General features: G+C 34.6%; 19 protein-coding genes and 1 tRNA gene. 13 read left to right on the top strand and 7 right to left on the bottom strand.

Translation table 11 applies throughout. The annotated features are described in order from the left end of the window. On the top strand, positions 1 to 1138 hold a 1138-nt coding region (locus AC6QZF_RS01845; RefSeq protein WP_499798180.1), incomplete at its 5' end, for a hypothetical protein. Between the two features lie 235 nt (positions 1139 to 1373). On the opposite strand, the gene AC6QZF_RS01840 is transcribed toward AC6QZF_RS01845, so the two are convergent. The 3 genes from AC6QZF_RS01840 to AC6QZF_RS01830 all read right to left on the bottom strand — a co-directional run bounded on the left by AC6QZF_RS01840 (position 1374) and on the right by AC6QZF_RS01830 (position 4102). Continuing rightward, positions 1374 to 1447: transfer RNA gene (locus AC6QZF_RS01840), tRNA-Arg, on the bottom strand. Positions 1448 to 1495: 48 nt separating this feature from the next. Further along, positions 1496 to 2209 carry a flavodoxin family protein gene (locus AC6QZF_RS01835; protein WP_499798179.1) on the bottom strand — a complete coding sequence of 238 codons (714 nt, stop codon included), beginning with the start codon at positions 2207 to 2209 and terminating at the stop codon, positions 1496 to 1498. 69 nt (positions 2210 to 2278) lie between these two features. After that, positions 2279 to 4102: a TonB-dependent receptor gene (locus AC6QZF_RS01830; RefSeq protein WP_499798178.1), complete on the bottom strand. Its 1824-nt coding sequence runs from the start codon at positions 4100 to 4102 to the stop codon at positions 2279 to 2281. Positions 4103 to 4193: 91 nt separating this feature from the next. Between AC6QZF_RS01830 and AC6QZF_RS01825 the strand changes: the two genes are divergently transcribed. The 7 genes from AC6QZF_RS01825 (at position 4194) to pyrE (ending at position 11426) form a co-directional block, all read left to right on the top strand. Continuing rightward, complete coding sequence (locus tag AC6QZF_RS01825; protein WP_499798177.1) at positions 4194 to 4865, top strand: NUDIX hydrolase; 672 nt, start codon at positions 4194 to 4196, stop codon at positions 4863 to 4865. 117 nt (positions 4866 to 4982) lie between these two features. Then, positions 4983 to 6467 carry a glycogen synthase gene (locus AC6QZF_RS01820; protein ID WP_499798176.1) on the top strand — a complete coding sequence of 495 codons (1485 nt, stop codon included), beginning with the start codon at positions 4983 to 4985 and terminating at the stop codon, positions 6465 to 6467. Further along, a complete protein-coding gene (locus AC6QZF_RS01815; protein WP_499798175.1) occupies positions 6460 to 7692 on the top strand; it encodes a hypothetical protein in 1233 nt (410 codons plus the stop codon). The genes AC6QZF_RS01820 and AC6QZF_RS01815 overlap by 8 nt, the downstream gene beginning before the upstream one ends. Before the next feature lie 6 nt (positions 7693 to 7698). Continuing rightward, a complete protein-coding gene (locus AC6QZF_RS01810; RefSeq protein WP_499798174.1) occupies positions 7699 to 8925 on the top strand; it encodes a BamG-related protein in 1227 nt (408 codons plus the stop codon). Positions 8926 to 8933: 8 nt separating this feature from the next. Further along, positions 8934 to 9473, top strand: coding sequence for an ATP-dependent protease subunit HslV (gene hslV, locus AC6QZF_RS01805; RefSeq protein WP_499798173.1), 540 nt, complete (start codon positions 8934 to 8936; stop codon positions 9471 to 9473). A gap of 30 nt (positions 9474 to 9503) precedes the next feature. After that, on the top strand, positions 9504 to 10904 hold the full coding sequence (hslU, locus tag AC6QZF_RS01800) for an ATP-dependent protease ATPase subunit HslU (protein WP_499798172.1): 1401 nt from the start codon (positions 9504 to 9506) through the stop codon (positions 10902 to 10904). A gap of 6 nt (positions 10905 to 10910) precedes the next feature. After that, the gene (gene pyrE, locus AC6QZF_RS01795; protein ID WP_499798171.1) at positions 10911 to 11426 is read left to right on the top strand and encodes an orotate phosphoribosyltransferase; all 516 of its coding nucleotides are present in this window, start codon (positions 10911 to 10913) and stop codon (positions 11424 to 11426) included. Positions 11427 to 11435: 9 nt separating this feature from the next. Here pyrE and AC6QZF_RS01790 read toward each other — a convergent pair whose 3' ends face one another. The 4 genes from AC6QZF_RS01790 to AC6QZF_RS01775 all read right to left on the bottom strand — a co-directional run bounded on the left by AC6QZF_RS01790 (position 11436) and on the right by AC6QZF_RS01775 (position 14872). After that, positions 11436 to 11807 carry a hypothetical protein gene (locus AC6QZF_RS01790; protein ID WP_499798170.1) on the bottom strand — a complete coding sequence of 124 codons (372 nt, stop codon included), beginning with the start codon at positions 11805 to 11807 and terminating at the stop codon, positions 11436 to 11438. Positions 11808 to 11836: 29 nt separating this feature from the next. Beyond that, positions 11837 to 13285, bottom strand: coding sequence for a chromosomal replication initiator protein DnaA (gene dnaA / locus AC6QZF_RS01785; RefSeq protein WP_499798181.1), 1449 nt, complete (start codon positions 13283 to 13285; stop codon positions 11837 to 11839). Positions 13286 to 13869: 584 nt separating this feature from the next. Continuing rightward, a complete protein-coding gene (locus AC6QZF_RS01780) occupies positions 13870 to 14124 on the bottom strand; it encodes a SemiSWEET transporter (protein ID WP_499798169.1) in 255 nt (84 codons plus the stop codon). Continuing rightward, positions 14114 to 14872, bottom strand: a complete 759-nt coding sequence (locus AC6QZF_RS01775) for a hypothetical protein (protein WP_499798168.1) — start codon at positions 14870 to 14872, stop codon at positions 14114 to 14116. Before AC6QZF_RS01775 ends, AC6QZF_RS01780 begins: the two co-directional genes overlap by 11 nt. Positions 14873 to 15059: 187 nt before the next feature. Here AC6QZF_RS01775 and AC6QZF_RS01770 point away from each other — a divergent pair, with 187 nt between their 5' ends. From AC6QZF_RS01770 to aat, 5 genes are all read left to right on the top strand, one after another. Continuing rightward, positions 15060 to 15371: an HU family DNA-binding protein gene (locus AC6QZF_RS01770; protein WP_491816726.1), complete on the top strand. Its 312-nt coding sequence runs from the start codon at positions 15060 to 15062 to the stop codon at positions 15369 to 15371. A 192-nt stretch (positions 15372 to 15563) separates the two neighbouring features. After that, entirely contained in the window at positions 15564 to 16316 is a 753-nt protein-coding gene (locus tag AC6QZF_RS01765) for an SDR family NAD(P)-dependent oxidoreductase (RefSeq protein WP_499798167.1), read from the top strand. Next, positions 16309 to 16926 (top strand): aminoacyl-tRNA hydrolase, encoded by a 618-nt coding sequence (gene pth / locus AC6QZF_RS01760; RefSeq protein WP_499798166.1) that lies wholly within the window; start codon positions 16309 to 16311, stop codon positions 16924 to 16926. Before AC6QZF_RS01765 ends, pth begins: the two co-directional genes overlap by 8 nt. Further along, entirely contained in the window at positions 16919 to 17587 is a 669-nt protein-coding gene (gene trmB / locus AC6QZF_RS01755; protein WP_499798165.1) for a tRNA (guanosine(46)-N7)-methyltransferase TrmB, read from the top strand. The genes pth and trmB overlap by 8 nt, the downstream gene beginning before the upstream one ends. A 1-nt stretch (position 17588) precedes the next feature. After that, entirely contained in the window at positions 17589 to 18170 is a 582-nt protein-coding gene (gene aat / locus AC6QZF_RS01750; RefSeq protein WP_499798164.1) for a leucyl/phenylalanyl-tRNA--protein transferase, read from the top strand. Positions 18171 to 18175: the final 5 nt, after the last annotated feature.

The raw sequence follows: 18175 nt of genomic DNA, 5'->3' as shown, positions 1-18175 counted from the left end.
TGGCACTATCGCACTTCTAAGCGATATCCCTGTTGCAGAAACAGATCCAGTGTGGTTAGCTGCAAAAAATGCAAATACTAATATTACTGGAAACTGGTCATTTGACAATAATTTGACAATCGGCAATGCAGCAACTGATGCCCTTACTGTTCAGGCTGCTTCTACTTTTCAGGCTGCTTCTACTTTTAATGCTGATGTTACAATCGGTTCTTCAACTTCCGATGTTAATGTTCAAATCCAGAACGACAACACACGTCCTGCTCTTTCTGTAACATCTACCGGTCCTGTTCCTGCTGTCGAAGTTAATGGTGGTGTCGAAGTTAGCAATGGTGATATTAACCTTGGCATCAATAGTAAATTGGTTGTTAGCTCTAGTACTTTAACTAATCCATTTGTTAGCTTAACGAATACAAATACAACATTCAATGATTTTATGCTTAGCGTTACAAGCAGCAGTGGAACCGGCAAAGGCGCTTCGTTTACAACTGACAATGCTAATGCTGTAACTGTTTCTAATAATTCAGGTTTGTATCCTGCTCTCCACGTTACAAACACGGATACAGTGAACCCTTGGGCATTGAGAGTTACTGGTAGACTTGATATAAGTGATGAAAAGTCTCATATATTTGCAAATTTTGGACCTGGAGTAATTCCTGTTGCTAAAATACAAATTACAAATAATTCTGACTCACTCAATAGGTCTGGATATTTAATGATTATCGATAATACTCCGAGCACCAACAATGACGACGCTGCTTACTTTGGTTCTAAAGAAGGTCGTGCAGTCGTTGCTCAAAACGAATCTCCTATTAACCCTGCAATTTTAGTTACAAATGATGATATGACCGATAACTCTACTGCTATTCAGGTGCTTTCAGGTCGTGTTGTATTATCTTACACTGAAGGTCCTACAGGTACAAACGTAGACTTAACCAATTACGGCTACGCATCTGTAATTAAGCTTACTAATAATAGTACTAATGCTATTAGCGCTCTTCCATCAGGCGCTCCTGGCCAAATACTTTATATTATAAATAAAACCGGTAATACTGTTAGTGTAACTCCTCTATCAATTACTATTTTAGATGGTGATATGATCACGCTTGTTTCAGATGGAACTGACTGGTACAAACAATAAGTTATTCTTACAATAATGCTCAAAGAGGCTGCCCCACAAGGCAGCCTCTTTTTTTCTACTGATTATTATAACGCTGGAATTTCTTCTTGTTTTTGACATCTTAGATTTATTTGAATTATCAAAATATATGAGTAGAAAAATCTTGCAGTCGGACAATTAAACAGAATTGGTATATTTAATGTAGGATATCTCGTATAAAACAAAAAAAAAAGGGACATTGTCCCTTTTTCCTTTGCACGCCGGACTGGATTCGAACCAGTGACCCTCAGCTTAGAAGGCTGATGCTCTATCCAGCTGAGCTACCGGCGCAGAGCATTAGATTACAAAATTACTGCATTTTTTTTATTTTTACAAATGTTATTTAACAAGCAACGATAATTCATGTAAAAATGAATCCTTCGGCACTAACTCTCTCGAAATATAATTAATCAATCCTTCGTCAATAAATCCTTGCTTTATAAGCTGCCGACCTGCTCTTTCTGCTGCATCATAAATATCGCTTGCAGGCTTGCCGAGATTTGTAAGCGTTGTAAGCACCCCCGAATGCGGTCTCAAAATTGGTGGCAAATATTCTCGTCCGAGCATATCTGCAACAGCTCTTGTTTGCTCGATTATTGCATCAAAGTTTTCTATTCCCCATAGCCCACAAGTAGAAATTAGAAGCACTTTTCCGGGCGTTATCCGTTTGGTGAGCGAACTCCTTATTTTTTCGTGGCAAGCATTGTTTTCGTAAATATGTGGTGGGACAAACAAAGGTTCTAATCTGTCGAAAAGATTTTTCAAACCAGAAGTAACGCTATTGAGATAATTTGGCGAAGCAAAAATCCATAAATCAGCATCATTCATCAATGGATACAGATCTTTTAAATCATCGTCTATTTTACAATCTAAATCCGGTTCGAAATTAATATTTTTTGTGCATTCACGGCACGGCTCGATTTTCAAATCATATATATATTTCAACTCAATTTCAGCACCTTCTTCGGCCATCCCTTTCAAAAATGGATTGAGTATTAGTGCGGTTGTTCCTGCTTCTTTATTAGGACTCGCATTAAATGCAATAACTTTCATCACTTCTCAATTAAAATTGAAAAAAATTTAAATATATAACGATAATATTAATGCAAAATTTTACAAAACTTATAGATGAATGTGCAATCCAACAAAAAAACTAAATCCTGTTCCAGGCAAAGTTTGCGACACAAAATATTTTGAGTTAAGAAAATTATATGCCGCAGCAAAGATTTCATTTTCTTTGATGATTTTATATCCCATTCGAAAATTCATTAGAAATAAATTTTTCACGCCCAAATTATTAACATTTTCGGTCAAATTATAATCATTCGAAAAATATTCGACTTCGAGCATCCATCGCAAACCGATACCGTATGTATTGTATATCTTTATCTCGCCGATATGCTTTGATTTTGTTGGAAAATTAACCAATCTACTCAAATCATTATATGTATAATTTATTAGAATATATCCAAAATCAGAATAAATTTTTAAATTTACGTCGATACCTTTGCTATCAATAGATTTTTGGTTGTTGTAAAAATTTCTTTTCGCTTCGTCAAATTCTATAATATTATTCAAAACAGAATAAAATGCTTTTGTTGTTAATTCATAATCGGGCGTCCTAACTCTAAAACCAATGTTCGAAAATAATTCAGTTTCAAAGTCAATTGATTTGCTGTTGAAAATTACTTCGTTGGCTATTATGCTATTCTCACTCGAAGCGCCCGCGAAAAGCAGCAAATCAGGCGAATAATTGTAATTTATGTCTATCCTGTAGTCAATCCCTTTAAAAGTACGTTGAGAAAAATAACTATTTGAATATATTGGCTTCTGTATAATATATCTTGCCGTTGGAAAAACAGAGAAATTACCGTAATAAAACGGCTGCCTGATACTTATTTGTAAATTCTCTGATTCGAACCTGTTCTTGATTGAATATTTCTCGATTTTATTATTATAAATGTCTCGTATATACGCAATTGCTAATATATTTGTTGAAACTACATCGAATAAATTTGTTTTAACCGCAATTATACTACCATAATTATAACCGTAATAAATTTCATTTCTCGAGTTAGGCAATCTTTGCGACAAATATAAACTGTCGTCGAAGACACTTTTTTTCGAATATCTATTATTGTAAAACAAATTACCTGAAAGTATTATTCCTTCGTCAAATTTTGTGTTGAAGTCCAAACTTAATATTAAATTATTAAAATTAGGATATTTCAAGTATTTATCAGCACTATCAATAATAGGTGGAATGGATTTATTCCCGCCTACGAAATATGAATTCAAACCTACCTGAGAAATGCCATTATCGAAATATATTTTTGCAAATAAGTTCCCTTGCGTAAAATCAGAATTTTTTAAATAATTTAATCGAGTTCTTACATCAGATGGAATTTTGTTTGAAACAGTAATACCTGGTGAGTTGAGAAAACTACCCGAAACAAAGTATTTAAATTGTTTGTGAGTTACAAATACGTTCCCCGACAAGTTACCCTGCTGATTCCCTGCCCCGATAGTTGCACTCGTCGAACTTTTCCTCAAATTTGTATCGGAAATAATATTGTTGAAGTCTGAGATTGTTGGGAACCGGCTGCTGTCGGCTCTTTCTTGCTCAATATAAAAAAAACTGGGCAACAACACAAATTTCGATATATCTATACCACCGTCTTCTAAATTGTAAATCGGAACTCCTTCGAATGCAAAGTAAGGATAGCGAGAAAGTTTAGTTCTGTTTATTGGAATTAATTCAAGACTGGTGGTCTTTTTATAAATAAAGTTTTCGTCCGCAAAAAGCCAACTCGACGGCAATCCTGTTGGTGTCGTTTTAAAAAATAAATCAAGATAAGAGTCGTTGAATTTCCTGTTTCTTAAATACTTATACTCGATAATCTCATTATTTTCAGCAATTAACACATCTTGAAACAATAGTAGCAATATTATTAGGTAAAAGGAAATCCTCATTAATACGTCTTTCTTTTCGCAATTATTAATACATAAAATTAGTAAAAATCAGATACTATTAATAATGAAAAATGAAAATGCAAATTTCATTGAGTTTATAAAAAACAATAACAAATTATTCGGATTAAACTCACATATAAAATTAGCTCCGAAGAAAAATGGAACTCCATTCAGAACTTTTACTCCTAACGGCAAAAATATCAGAAAAAGCGCCGTAATGATTTTGCTTAAACCTATGAATTTAAATGATTTCAACATATTGCTTACTCTTCGTAGCCAAAACCTTAAATCTCATAGCGGGCAAATTAGCTTTCCCGGTGGTCAAATAGAAGAGAACGAAACTCCTCTCGATGCTGCACTCCGTGAAACATTCGAAGAAATAGGAACACCCTCCAAAGAAATTGAAGTTTTAGCCTCTCTCTCTGAACTTTATGTTCCTCCATCTAATTCGCTTATTTATCCTTTTGTTGGTGTTACAAATTTTGATGATTGGAAAATAAACAAAAGTGAAGTTGAGGAAATAATCGAAGTCCCATTTTCATATTTGGTCCGAAAAGAAAATATAATTTCGCAAGAAAGACAATTTTTCGGCGAAACAATTGAAATCCCCTGCTGGGATTTGAATAAATCGGAAGTCCTCTGGGGGGCAACCGCTATGATACTTTCAGAACTTATTGATATTTATCATTATTATGAACACATCACTTGCTCAATCAATTCTAATCCAATCCAATAAATAATCTCTTTCTTTTTAAATAATCTATTCTGTTTTTATAAAATCAAATAAACTTTTTAATTGTCAATAACTTTAATTAATTTTGTAACTTGTATATTCGTTATTTGCAAAAATAAAATGGCAAAACCTTTAAGTATATTGTTCGTTACCAGTGAAATTTATCCCTATGCAAAAGAATCAGGAATAGGCGATTTCGCTTATTCTTATTCACTTGCAATGAGGGAATTAGGACACGATATTCGTGTTATGACACCGAAATATGGTAATGTTTCGGAACGTAAGAACAAAATTCACGAAATCAACAGATTGCGTGATATCCCAATTTCGATTGGTGAGCAATCTTTCCCGGCTACTGTGAAGAGTTCTTCGCTTTCCAACCCGCGTTACAAGGTTCAGGCTTATATTACAACAAACTACGAATTTTTCGATTCACGCAAAGGTATTTACCATAATTTAGCCGATTGGAAATTATTCGAAGATAATTTTGACCGTTTTCTATATTTTTCACGTTCCGTTGTTGAAACTTGCCTAATCCTCGGTTGGTTCCCGGATATTATTCACTGTAATGACTGGCATACTGCAATTATTCCTGCTTATTTGAAGCTATTATTCCCTAACAAATTTAAGAAAACTCGCACCGTGCTTACAATTCATAACTTACAAGGGCACCCCGCAGTCCCAATAAGCGAATTCTCGAATACTGGTTTGCCAAAAGACTACATCTCTTCATTCAAACATAAAAATATGCTTAACCTTTTCAAAGCTGGATTAATTTATTCCAACTTTGTTACCACTGTGAGCCCAAGTTACGCAAAAATCTTGCTTACAGACAAAGAATATACCAACGGTCTGAATTCAGTTTTCAAGGAATACAACAGCAAATTTAAAGGTATTTTAAACGGAATTGAGCAATTTACTTGGAACCCATCTTACGATTATTATATTCATTCCAAGTTCGATGGAAATACTCAGGATTTCAAATACAATAATAAAGTTGAATTGTGCAATAAGGTTGGGCTCGAATTCGACCCCAAAAAGCCAATTTTTGCAATCATTAGCAAACTTGATAACTCTAAAGGGATTGGCTTGCTTTTGGAAACTATCCCTGAAATTATTCGTAAAGATTTCCAACTGGTTATTCTTGGACTTGGTGACGCAGAAATTCAAAAACAACTCGAAAAATTAGCCAAAAAATACAGCAAAAAAATTAAAGTAATATTCAGTATGGATGAAGCTCTCGCTCATCAAATTGAAGCTGGTTCCGACTTCTTCCTACTTCCTGCTGCAAACGAACCGTTTGGCTTGAATATGCTTTATTCGCTCGCTTACGGCAGCATTCCTATTGTTTGTTACAGCGGCGGATTTGTCGATACTGCTATCGATATTGATGAAAGCCAGGAAAACGGTAATTCAATCGTATTCAAAAATTATAATGTTGAAGATTTTGCAAACGCTTTCAAACGTGCATTTAATCTTTATGCTGACAAAAATAAATTATATGATTTAATCGAACGAAATATGAGCAAAAACTATTCCTGGCAAAATTCTGCACTTCAATACGATGAGATTTATAGAAACATTATGAAAGAACAAAATGCTTAAACATAAGATTATGAAACGTCAAAATCTTGCCTATACATTTATACTTTTAGCTTTCGCGATGTTCTCCTGCAATGAAGCTCCTACTCCTCTGGGATTTTCGCTCGTTCAGGATACTGTGGAACTTTATGCAATTAATAGCTTCGAATATCCTCTCATTGAAAAAGAAGAAACATATTTTTTGCCGCTCAATTATGTTAATCCCGGTTTTTCTCTAATTGGTGTAGCCAACGGGATAAAATCAGGAGTCGTAATCCGATTCTCAAAAATACCGGATACTCTTACCTATGTTACAGAAAATGATATAATAGAATGTGCACTGAATTTACAACCCGCAAGATATGCTCTTGGTGATACTATTAGTTCAAACTACCTATCTTTTAGCGTTTACGAAAATACAAGTATGTGGGTAATCGAAACATCAGCCGAAGATTTCTTCCAGAAAAAGTTCCAGAAGCATACTCCAATGGCTACTTTCTCTGGTTCGGTCCCAAGAAAAGACACTATGGAAAAAGTAATTGTTGATTTCGATAAGTCTTTATTACTCGACTGGTTCAAAAAACAATCTGAAAAAAAAGATACAATATGGGGCATTTCTATAATTCCAAACGATGATTCCAAAATTATCAGTCAGTTCTATGGTTCGGGTTCGCATTCTCGTCTTGCACCATTCGTCCGCGTCATCTTCAACAATACTAAATCAAAAAAAGTTGATACTCTATATTTGGAATCTGCAATGGAAAAGAATTTCTCCATAACAGATAATAAGTTAGACGACAATCGACTTACTTTGCAAGGTGCAATCTGTTATAAGCCCCGATTATATTTCGATATTACTTCTATCCCTAAATTTGCTGGTATTCACAAAGCTGAACTTCATTTACCAATAGACAGAAGCAAATGCTTTTCCGCGAATATTGCGCTCGATACAATTATCCGACTTGATTATTATGAAAACGAAACAGACGAGATAAACAAAAAATCTCCCAAATATTATTATTATGGTATTAGAAACACCGGCAATGATGTTTTCAAAGTTTATTCTTTAACTTCTCTTCTAAGCTACTGGAATAGAAATAGTGGCAAAGGCTCGCTCTCCGTGAATTTTGAAAACTCGACAAGCCAATATAGATTAAATAAATTTTCTTTCTATACTTCAAATGAACCAGATTCAACAAAAAGACCTAAATTGATTGTAATTTACTCAGTCCTTAAAAAAAAGGATTAATAAACAATGAAAATTAAATATATTTTTCTTTTGCTGGTTGCAATTATACCTTATAAGTCATTTTCACAAGGCGGGTCGAACTATTCATCCATTGGCATAGGCGACCTTTTCCCATCTACTAATGCAGCTTATCAGGCAATTGGCTCTACTTTTATTTCTGTACCCGCAGAAAACAGCATAAATGTAAAAAATCCTGCAATGTGGTCTGTTGCTTCTTCCACTCGCATCCTTTTAGGATACAATTTTAATCAACATTTCAATGAAACTTCCGATGAAACACTTCTTCAAAATAACGGCAAAATCAGCGGACTTTTCACACTATTCAATATCGATAGATCATTGGGAATTTCAGTTAGTTTCGGATTGCATTCATACTCAAACATAAATTATTTGGTTTCGAATAAATTTACAATAGAAAAAGACGGGCTCACTCAAACAGGAAAAAATACTTTTCAAGGTAGTGGCGGGTTATCAAGTGCATATTTAGGTGCTTCTGCAAAAGTTATTGATAATTTATCAATCGGAGCATCTACATTCGCGATTTTTGGACCAATAAAAAATTCGGTTTATACTGAATTCGATGATTACTATTCTTACAACTACGAAGTAATAAAATCAGATTATGCAACTTCTTGGGGTGCCCGTTTAGGCGCATATTACAATTACGAAAATTTGCACATCGGAGCATTTTATGAATTTGTTGATGATATTAAGTTCAAACGTGAAACACAGTTTTCATCATCTGTTATTACAGACACAATTATTAAATCCTCTTTCATCGAAGAATTTCCATCTCAATATGGTATCGGATTGTCCTATAAAACTGGGAAATTTCTATTTTCATCCGATTTTATGATGATGAAATTCAAAGATTTTGGTTATAACCCAATAAGTAACTCAGAATTTACCGATGCTTATAAATTATCACTTGGTGCAATTCGCTACGGTAATACAAGCCGTTTTTCTGATTTATTAGATAGAATTAATTACAAAGCTGGATTTTATTATCAAAAACTTTACTATAAGATTAACAACCAGGACATTAAAGAATTGGGAGTTAGTTTCGGTGGCGAAATCCCCCTCGGCAGCGGTGGTATCTTAGATGTTGCCATCGTCTTGGGCAATCGCGGTAAAGCAAATGATTACCTGATAAATGAATATTTCGGTAGGCTTTTTGTTGAAATTAGCGTTGGTGAAATTTGGTTCAAACCATTTAAACGTAGATATGAATAGGAGGAACTATGCAAAATAATAATTTACGTTCAACAACAGTAATTGGCGTAATTCGCGATGGACGTTGCGCTATGGGTTCAGATGGTCAAGTTACCTTCGGAAATACTGTCTTAAAACATAATGCAAGAAAAGTTAGAAAAATATACAACAACTCTATTCTTTGCGGTTTTGCTGGTGCTACTGCAGATGCTTTTACTTTGCTCCAACGTTTTGAGGAAAAAATTGAATCCCATCGCGGGAATTTATACCGCGCATCAATCGAACTTGCCAAAGATTGGCGCACAGACCGCTATTTGCGACGTCTCGAAGCTATGCTTGCTGTTATGACAAACACTGAAGCATTGCTTATTAGTGGAACAGGTGACGTTATTCAGCCCGAGGATAACATCCTTGCAATTGGCTCTGGTGGTCCATATGCACTCTCCTCAGCGCAAGCACTAATCAAACACTCTAATCTTTCTGCTCGTGATATTGTGGAAGAATCTTTAAAAATTGCTGGTAATATTTGTATTTATACTAATCTTGCTATTACCATCGAAGAATTATAATTGTATGTTTAATTATTGAGCTTTTATATTATGAATCAAAACGAATTATCATTGCAACAAAACGAAACAAATATATCTGATAGTTATCTAACTCCAAGGCAAATTGTTGCCGAACTCGATAAATATGTAATCGGTCAGGATGCTGCCAAAAAAGCCGTTGCTATTGCCTTGCGTAATCGCTGGCGTCGCCAACGCGTTCAGGATAAAATCAAAGAAGAAATTAATCCAAACAATATTATTATGATAGGTCCAACCGGTGTTGGTAAAACTGAAATTGCTCGACGCCTTGCTAAACTTGCCGGCGCTCCATTTGTCAAAGTCGAGGCTACTAAATTCACCGAAATTGGTTACGTCGGACGCGACGTCGAATCTATGGTCCGCGACCTTGTGGAACGTTCTGTTGCAATGGTTCGCGAGGAAAAAACAAAAGAAAAACTCAACGAAGCACAAGTCCTTGCTGAAAATAGAATTCTCGATATTTTAATCCCGCCAATCACAAGAGGTCCTTCTTTTGATACTGCTACCGACACTGAAATAGAAGAAAATCACCGAACTCGTGAACATTTTCGTGAAATGCTTCGTCGTGGCACTCTCGATGAACGCCATATTGAAATTGATGTTGTCGTCGACCAAGTTCCCTCAATGCAAATTTTGGGCCCAATCGGTTTGGACGAAATGGGAATGAACTTGCAGGACCTTTTCGGCAGCATGATGCCCAAAAAAAGCAAGAAAAGACGCCTTAAAATTGCTGATGCTAAAAAAGTACTGCAAAAAGAAGAAGCTGAAAAATTGATCGATATGGATGCTGTAATTCGTGAAGCACTTCAAAAAGCTGAAAATAACGGTATTATTTTCATTGACGAAATAGATAAAATCGCTTCCCGAGGCTCGGGCGGACACGGTCCCGAAGTTAGTCGCGAAGGTGTTCAACGCGACCTCTTACCAATAGTCGAGGGCTGTACCGTCAATACCCGCTATGGGCAAGTGCATACTCAACACATTCTCTTCATTGCTTCGGGTGCCTTCCACGTTTCTAAACCATCCGATTTAGTCCCTGAGCTGCAAGGACGTTTCCCAATCCGCGTTGAACTGAAAAGCTTAACAGAAGAAGACTTTATCAAAATCCTTACTGTCCCCGAAAATGCATTAATTAAACAATATAAAGCACTTGCTGCTGCCGAAAATATCGAGCTTATCTTCGATGATAGCGCCATTCACGAAATCGCATCGATTGCTGCTCGCGTCAATGAACAAATTACCAATATAGGCGCCCGCCGACTTCATACAATTATGACTACTTTGCTCGAAGACATTTTGTTCAATGCCCCTGATAATCTATCAGAGAGTAGTATTGTTATTGATGCTGAACTGGTTAGAAAAAATCTAAATAACATTGTTGATAATAGCGATTTAAGTAGATATATCCTATAAAAAAATATGGAAAAGAAAGAATTAGCTAAAAGAATATATAATGCTGCTTATATAACAGGCAGCTTCGTTTTGCGATCAGGCAAAATTAGCAACGAATATTTCGACAAATATCGCTTCGAGTCTCAACCTGAACTGCTTGCTTCTATCGCTCAATTTATGTCTGAACTTATTCCTGATAATATTGATTATTTAGCTGCATTAGAAATGGGTGGGATACCAATAGCTACTGCTTTATCGCTTAGGACAGGCATTCCCGTTGTTTTTGTTCGCAAAGAAGCAAAAAAATATGGTACCTGCAAATTAGCCGAAGGGCTCGATATATACAATAAGCGCCTTCTAATAGTCGAAGATGTTATTACCTCTGGTGGTCAGGTTGTTATTTCTACCAATGATTTGAGAAATCTTGGGGCTATTGTAAACTCTGCTATCTGTGTGATTGACAGACAATCAGGTGGCAAAGAGCATTTGAAGGATAACAATATTGAATTGATTTCTCTTTTTACAATGGATGAACTAAAATAATCTTAATCATCAAAAGAAAATGGGCTCCCACATTTCACCTTCGCACGGGGGCTCGTTTCGCGTTACATGCACATCTAATATTTTGCACAACTGGCTCGATGGCTCAAAATGTTTACACTTTCCGCACAATGTATCTTTTTGGAAATTAACTATGCGCTTCTGATATTGTTCGTATTGTTTATAAGCAGGATATATTGCCAAAAACCATACAAGAAATGCTGTTATCCACCACATTCCTTTCATATCAAGATATTCTACCCCAAAAAAAGAAAGTAAAATAAGCACTGCACTTCTTAGTAGTGCTCCAAAAACTATTGCTCCGACCGTGATCTTCGGCTCTTGATAATCGTCCTCTTCCGATGGTGTGCGGAAGAAAAACATGTCTATTATTTTTTCCGTAAAACTCGTAGTTATCTCTTAAATTGATTTACCAATTCTTCGTAAATTTTCTTTACACTTCTATCCGTTGCTAAATAGTTTTCAATTGCTTGGCAAGAGTGCAAAACTGTTGAATGGTCCCGTCCACCAAACGATGCTCCAATTTGTTTCAATGATAAATCCGTAAACTGCTTTGCAAGAAAAATCGCCATTTGACGAGCAAAAGCAACTTCGTGCTTTCTAACTTTCGATTCCATTAACTCAATTGATATTTTTAATTTACTCGATACCGCTTTCTTTATCTCATCAATGCTAATCAATGCATTATCTTCAAAATCTGAGCTCCCGAAAATTACTTCTTTTGCTAAGTCAATAGAGAGTTCTCTCTTATCAAATGTAATTTTTGCTAATAATCCAATTAATGCACCTTCTAACTCTCGAACACTTGATTTAACGTTGCCGGCAATAAATTCAAGCACGTTCAGTGGTATATCAATTCCCTCGTCTTCGCTTTTTCTTTTAATTATTGCGAGCCGGGTCTCAAAATCTGGTTGATGTATATCAGCAATTAGCCCCCACTGAAATCTCGAAATCAATCTTGCATCAATGTCAGTCAACTCCTTTGGGGAACGGTCGCTTGCAAAAATTAATTGCTTTTTAGATTGATAAAGGTCATTAAAAGTATGGAAAAAATGGTCTTGTGTTTTCTCTTTTCCTGTCAAAAATTGTATATCATCAACTATTAGTACGTCAACTTCTCTATACAACGCTGCAAACTCGTGAATTTTGTTATTCTGTATTGCATTGATAAAATCAATTGTAAAGCGTTCGCTGTTTGTATATAATACCTTTTTATTAGGATGCTCTCTTACAATTTTATTACCTATTGCTTGAATTATATGAGTTTTGCCAAGTCCCGTTCCACCGTAAATAAATAGTGGATTAAATCTTGTTTCGCCTGGTGCGTTACTCACTGCCATTGCAGCTGAGTATGCTAATTGGTTGCAATCGCCCACAACGAAATTTTCAAATGCATACCTTGAATTTAAATTACTGTTAAAAGGTTTTTCTTGCTTAACTATATTATTAATTGGATATTTTAATCCCGGCAGTAGTATAGTCTTGCTTTCGGATGCTTTTTTGCTTTCCTCGACTACTACTTCGTATTGTAATTTTGCATCTTCCCCAATTATTTTCTCAATCGTTTTCTGCAATAAATCATAATAATGTGTCTCAATCCATTCGTAAAACCATTGGCTTGGAACCAATATTGTAAGCTTCTCATCGCTCCATTTCTTTGCTCTAATTGGTTTGAACCAGGTTGCAAACACTTGCTTATCAACGTTGTCTTCAATGAACTCTAAACATTTATTCCATAATTCAGTTGCTCTTTTATCCGTTGTTTCCGGCAAATGATTATTGAATTTAGATTTATTAGTAATTTCCATCTCCGGAAACAATGAAATACTTCTTTCAAGCATCTGTTCCAATTCTTTCTCCTCAATAATCTTGTTAAACCTCACTTCTCTCAAAAAAGGGATAAAACCCCATTTAAAAACTGTGCCAAAGTCTTGTTTTTAGTAAAAAAACTTATATTTTTTTTCTTCTATTCTTTGATAAAGGAGCTTACTTGCTGCTGAATACTTGTAAATAAATTACCATATTCTCAACCATTGTCTTTATAAATTTTGTTTCATCCTTTCACAAGTAAATATCATAATAAAAAAATTTTCAAACAAATAAAAAAATTCAGTTTAAAAATTTTAATTTTTGGTTATATAAAAGTTCAGCTAAAACAATAACTTACAAAATCAGAGTTTTTCATAAATTACTGTTCAAATTTGAACAAATTGAATTGTTAAAAAATAATTAAGAAAAAAAATAAAAAAGTATTTTGATGTTATATTTTTTTTGTAATTACTTGCAAAATAAAATATTTGCGATTGTGGCGAATAATTTACACCGTGTGTTGCTTTTGATTTTTAATGACTTAATTCTAATATGACGAAATTGTTATTTTTATGACTAAATCATTAAAAAGTATTCATTATTCAGAATTGAACGACTATTTATACTTTATTTTTAAATATAAAATGATCGATGCAAAAATGAGGGAAAAAATATTTGCAATTATTATCGGAAGATTTATTAATAGAATTCCATAAGTTAGCCACAGTATCAAGCCAACAACAAAAATAACATACATAAATAATGATATATCTTTTGTTTGCTTCGTTTTTATTACCTTGGCTGCTTGTGGAATAAATGCACTCGTTGTCAGTATTGCAGCAAGCAAGCCTATAATTGTTTCAATCATCATCAGAGTAATCTCGTCCTAATATTTTTGTGTCAGGAATATCATCAATAATTTGATAATAGAAAAGCAAATCCATCGTTTTGTCTAAGGCAGCTTCAATTTCTTCGCTCCATTTCCAGATGATTTCTCCGCTACGTTGCTGATGCTTTGCTGTATCAGTAGTTTCATTTACGCTTTCTTGATTGGTCAAAAAGGTGTCTTTAATATTATTAGTAATTTCTATCATATCGACGCCCGCAATCTCCCCGGACGTGACCCAAAAAGCAATAGGCAAAGGAAATTCAAATGCGTCAAACCACTCTTCGCTAATATCTATTGAATAATCTCCTGCTTGATCCGCAAAGTAAGAAATATAAGCATCAACTTCATCGATATTAACTTTTCCCGTAGTAATCTTAGTATGTATATCAAATTTTTCTGCCAGTAACAATTGAATAATTGACTTTAAATAGTAATTAGCATTTTCGAAATAAATACTATCAATCGAATTTAGATTTTGCTTAAATGATAATGTTAATAATTCTGCGTATCCTTTGGTTGCCAATACAGTTGATGGAATTATTCGCCAATCGCCTTTCTTCGATATTTTTGCCAAGGCAGTCGGAGTAAGCAGAGCAATTTCCACTTGATTGCTTTGTAGCAAATCAGCTGCTTTTTCCTCTGTTGTTTTGATAAGAAAACCGTTTGAACCAATATTATTATATAATGGCTCAAATAGTTTATTCTCTATGACTGCTATTTTATATTTCATATTCAACCCTATACAAAATTACAAACTATTATCGAATATTCTAAGTCCAAATCGTTACAAATTATTAATATTAAATGAACAAAAATGAAAAAAATTTTTGAAAAGTATATGCTATTTTTGTAAATTTGTCATCTTGAAAATTAATTAAATACTTTTTTTAGTTAATTTAAGTTGTTTAATAACTTTTGTGTTGGGGAAATATATGACAAAAGCTGATATTGTAGATGAAATTGCAAAAGCTACGGGGCTAACAAAAATTGAAACTAAGTCCGTTGTTGATGGTGTTTTTGCAAGCATAGTTAAAGCGATTTCAGAAGGAAAAAGAATAGAATTACGTGGTTTTGGTGTGTTCAAAGCTAAAAGTCGCAAGCCAAGAATGGCTCGTAACCCAAAGACAGGCGAAGTTGTGCAACTCGAAAAAAGATATGTCCCTGTTTTCAAGCCTTCTCCCGAATTTCTTAGCAAAGTAAATGATATGATGAAACAAACAGAAAATTAATATATTTTTTCATTTTCCTTGGAGTAGAAAATGCCCTGTGGTAGAAAAAGAAAACGCCATAAAATGGCTACTCACAAACGTAAAAAGCGTTTGCGCAAGAATAGACACAAAAAGCGTAAGTAATTAAAATATCCAAAAGAAAAGCGTTTTACTTTTTGTGAAACGCTTTTTTAAAATTTTTTTGAAAAATATATGAAAAATATCCTTATTTCTGGCGCTTCAAGAGGTATGGGGGGGGCACTTCTACAAAAATATTTGCAGAATGGTCATTGTGTCTTTGCTCTTTCGCGAAATACATCTACCTTCGCCGCTCTCAAAGAACAGTACCCGAACACTTTCGATTATACCACGTGCAATGTTGCCAATAAACCTGAAGTCGATATCGCTGTTCAAAATGCTCTTAATTTTCTAAATAATATTGATTTAGCTATTCTCAATGCCGGTATTAGCGGCTCTGAAAGCTTTGAAAATTTCTCTTCTGATAAATATAAAGATATTTTTAACACCAATCTTTTTGGTGTTTTGCACTTTTTTGAATATTTAATCCCTTTGATGAAAAAAAATAATAGCGGAACTATCGCTGTAACAAGTTCTTTGGCTGATGTGCGGGGTTTTGCCGGTAGTGCTGCTTATTCCAGTAGTAAAGCTGCTCTTACCCGAACATTAGAAGCAGCTCGTGCCGAACTTCATCGTCATAATATTAAAATTGTTACAATCCGACCAGGCTTTGTTCGCACCGATATGACAGCAAAAAATCGCTTCCCGATGCCATTTATGATTGATGTCGATCAGGCTGCTGAAATAATTTTCAATGCACTCGAAGCAGGCAAATCAAGAATTAATTTCCCTTTACCAACCTACTTGATTACAAATCTTCTGCAAATGATGCCCAATGTACTATTCGACTTTGTTATGAAATTTTATAAGGTTGCAATTGATGAGTAGTTTCGAGTGGTTGGTTGTTGGTCTTGGCAATCCAGGAACTAAATATGAAAGAAGCAGACATAATATCGGCTGGATGATCATCGACAACCTCATTGAAAAATACAATCTTTCGCTTTCAGACGAAAAAAAATCCCACACCGCAAAGCTAAATTATAAAAGAAAAAATGTAGTTCTTGCTAAGCCAACTACCTATATGAACCTTTCAGGCAAAGCCGTGCAAACTCTTAAAATTAAATACAAAATTCCAAATGAGAGAATTATCGCTATTGTTGACGATTACAATCTCCCGCTCGGAAAACTTCACCTAAAATTCGGTGGTAGCGATGCTGGACATAATGGGATTTCTTCGATTATTCAGGAAATTAACGATAAAAATTTCTACCGATTACGTTGTGGAATTGGGAATGATTTTCCTAAAGGAATGCTGGTGGAGTATGTTCTATCTAATTTCAGAGATGATGAAACAGACACACTCAACTTAATGATTCAAAAAGCTCTGCAATCTATCGAAACTATTATTGAATTTGGGGCTGCCCGAGCTATGACATTGATTAATTCTGAACGGTTATGGAAGTCCAAAAGCAGTAATCATGAGGTGCTCGATGATTGATTTCTCTAAATATCCACTACCAAATAGAATGCGCCACCACACTTCTCCAAATTTTTATCTTCCTGCAAGCGAATTGCAAATTATTCCAAAGGGCTACCCTCCCTTGATTGATAAAATTGAATGGTCTGCTCACTTTGCAAATTTGCAACCACCTGATTTGCTCGATATTGGCTGTGGGCGTGGCAAATTCTTATTAGATATGTCATTCCGTTTCCCAAATAAAAATATTTTGGGGATTGAAGTCCGTCCTTTGCCTGTTGAATGGTTGCAAAATGTAATAAAAAGCGAAAGTCTGCATAATGTCTCTATTATTCGCTATTCTGTTGTTAATGGATTGCCTTTTATCGAAGATGATAGTGTCGAGGAAGTCTTCTATTTATTTCCAGATCCTTGGCCCAAAAAAAAGCATATTAAACGACGTGCCTTCAACCTTGATTTTGTTTGCGAAATTCATAGAATTTTAAAAAAACAGGGTAAACTTCTGCTTGCAACAGATGTACCCGAAGTCCACGCTTATCATTTAGAAATATTAAAAGAATTCAATTTGTTCGATATCCAAATAATTGAAAACGATGAAGGATGGGACTATCCTATTACAAATAAAGAAGATTTTTGTAGACGCATTGGGATACCATTTTATCGTATTATTTGCATAAAATAAAATGTTAGGTCTGCTTTTACCCGAGATATTAATTAAAGCGTATTGCTCCGGCTATTTCCCGATGGCTCAATCTCGTTATGGTCCCGTTTATTGGCACTTTCCGGAAATGCGAGCCGTATTTTTATTGGATAATTATCAGATACCACGTAAAATTATTAAAAGTATTAGAAATAGTAATTTTCAGTTTACTATTAATTCAAATTTTGAATTTGTCATTGAGCAATGCTCCAATAGAGAAGACACTTGGATTTCCGACGAAATTATTGAAGCTTACTTTGAACTTCACCGTCTTGGCTATGCTCATTCTGTGGAAGTTTGGCTTAAAAATGAAATCTGCGGTGGGCTTTATGGTGTGTCCATTGGTTCTGCTTTCTTTGGCGAATCAATGTTTAATAAAGTAAGCAATGCTTCGAAAGCTGCTTTTTGTTTTCTTGTAAATCATCTTAAAAGTCGTCATTATCATTTTATTGATTCTCAATATATAAATCATTTTACATCTCAACTCGGTGCAATTGAAATTAGCAGTAGTAAATATTTAAAATTACTTAATAAAGCTGTTTCGCAGGAAAATTCCTTCGTTTAATTTAG

Source organism: Eximiradius sp. (assembly GCA_937127445.1).
GTDB lineage: Bacteria > Bacteroidota > Ignavibacteria > Kapaibacteriales > UBA2268 > JAKIZO01.
Note: the sequence above shows the minus strand (reverse complement) of the source record. Positions and strands in the feature narration are given on the sequence as shown.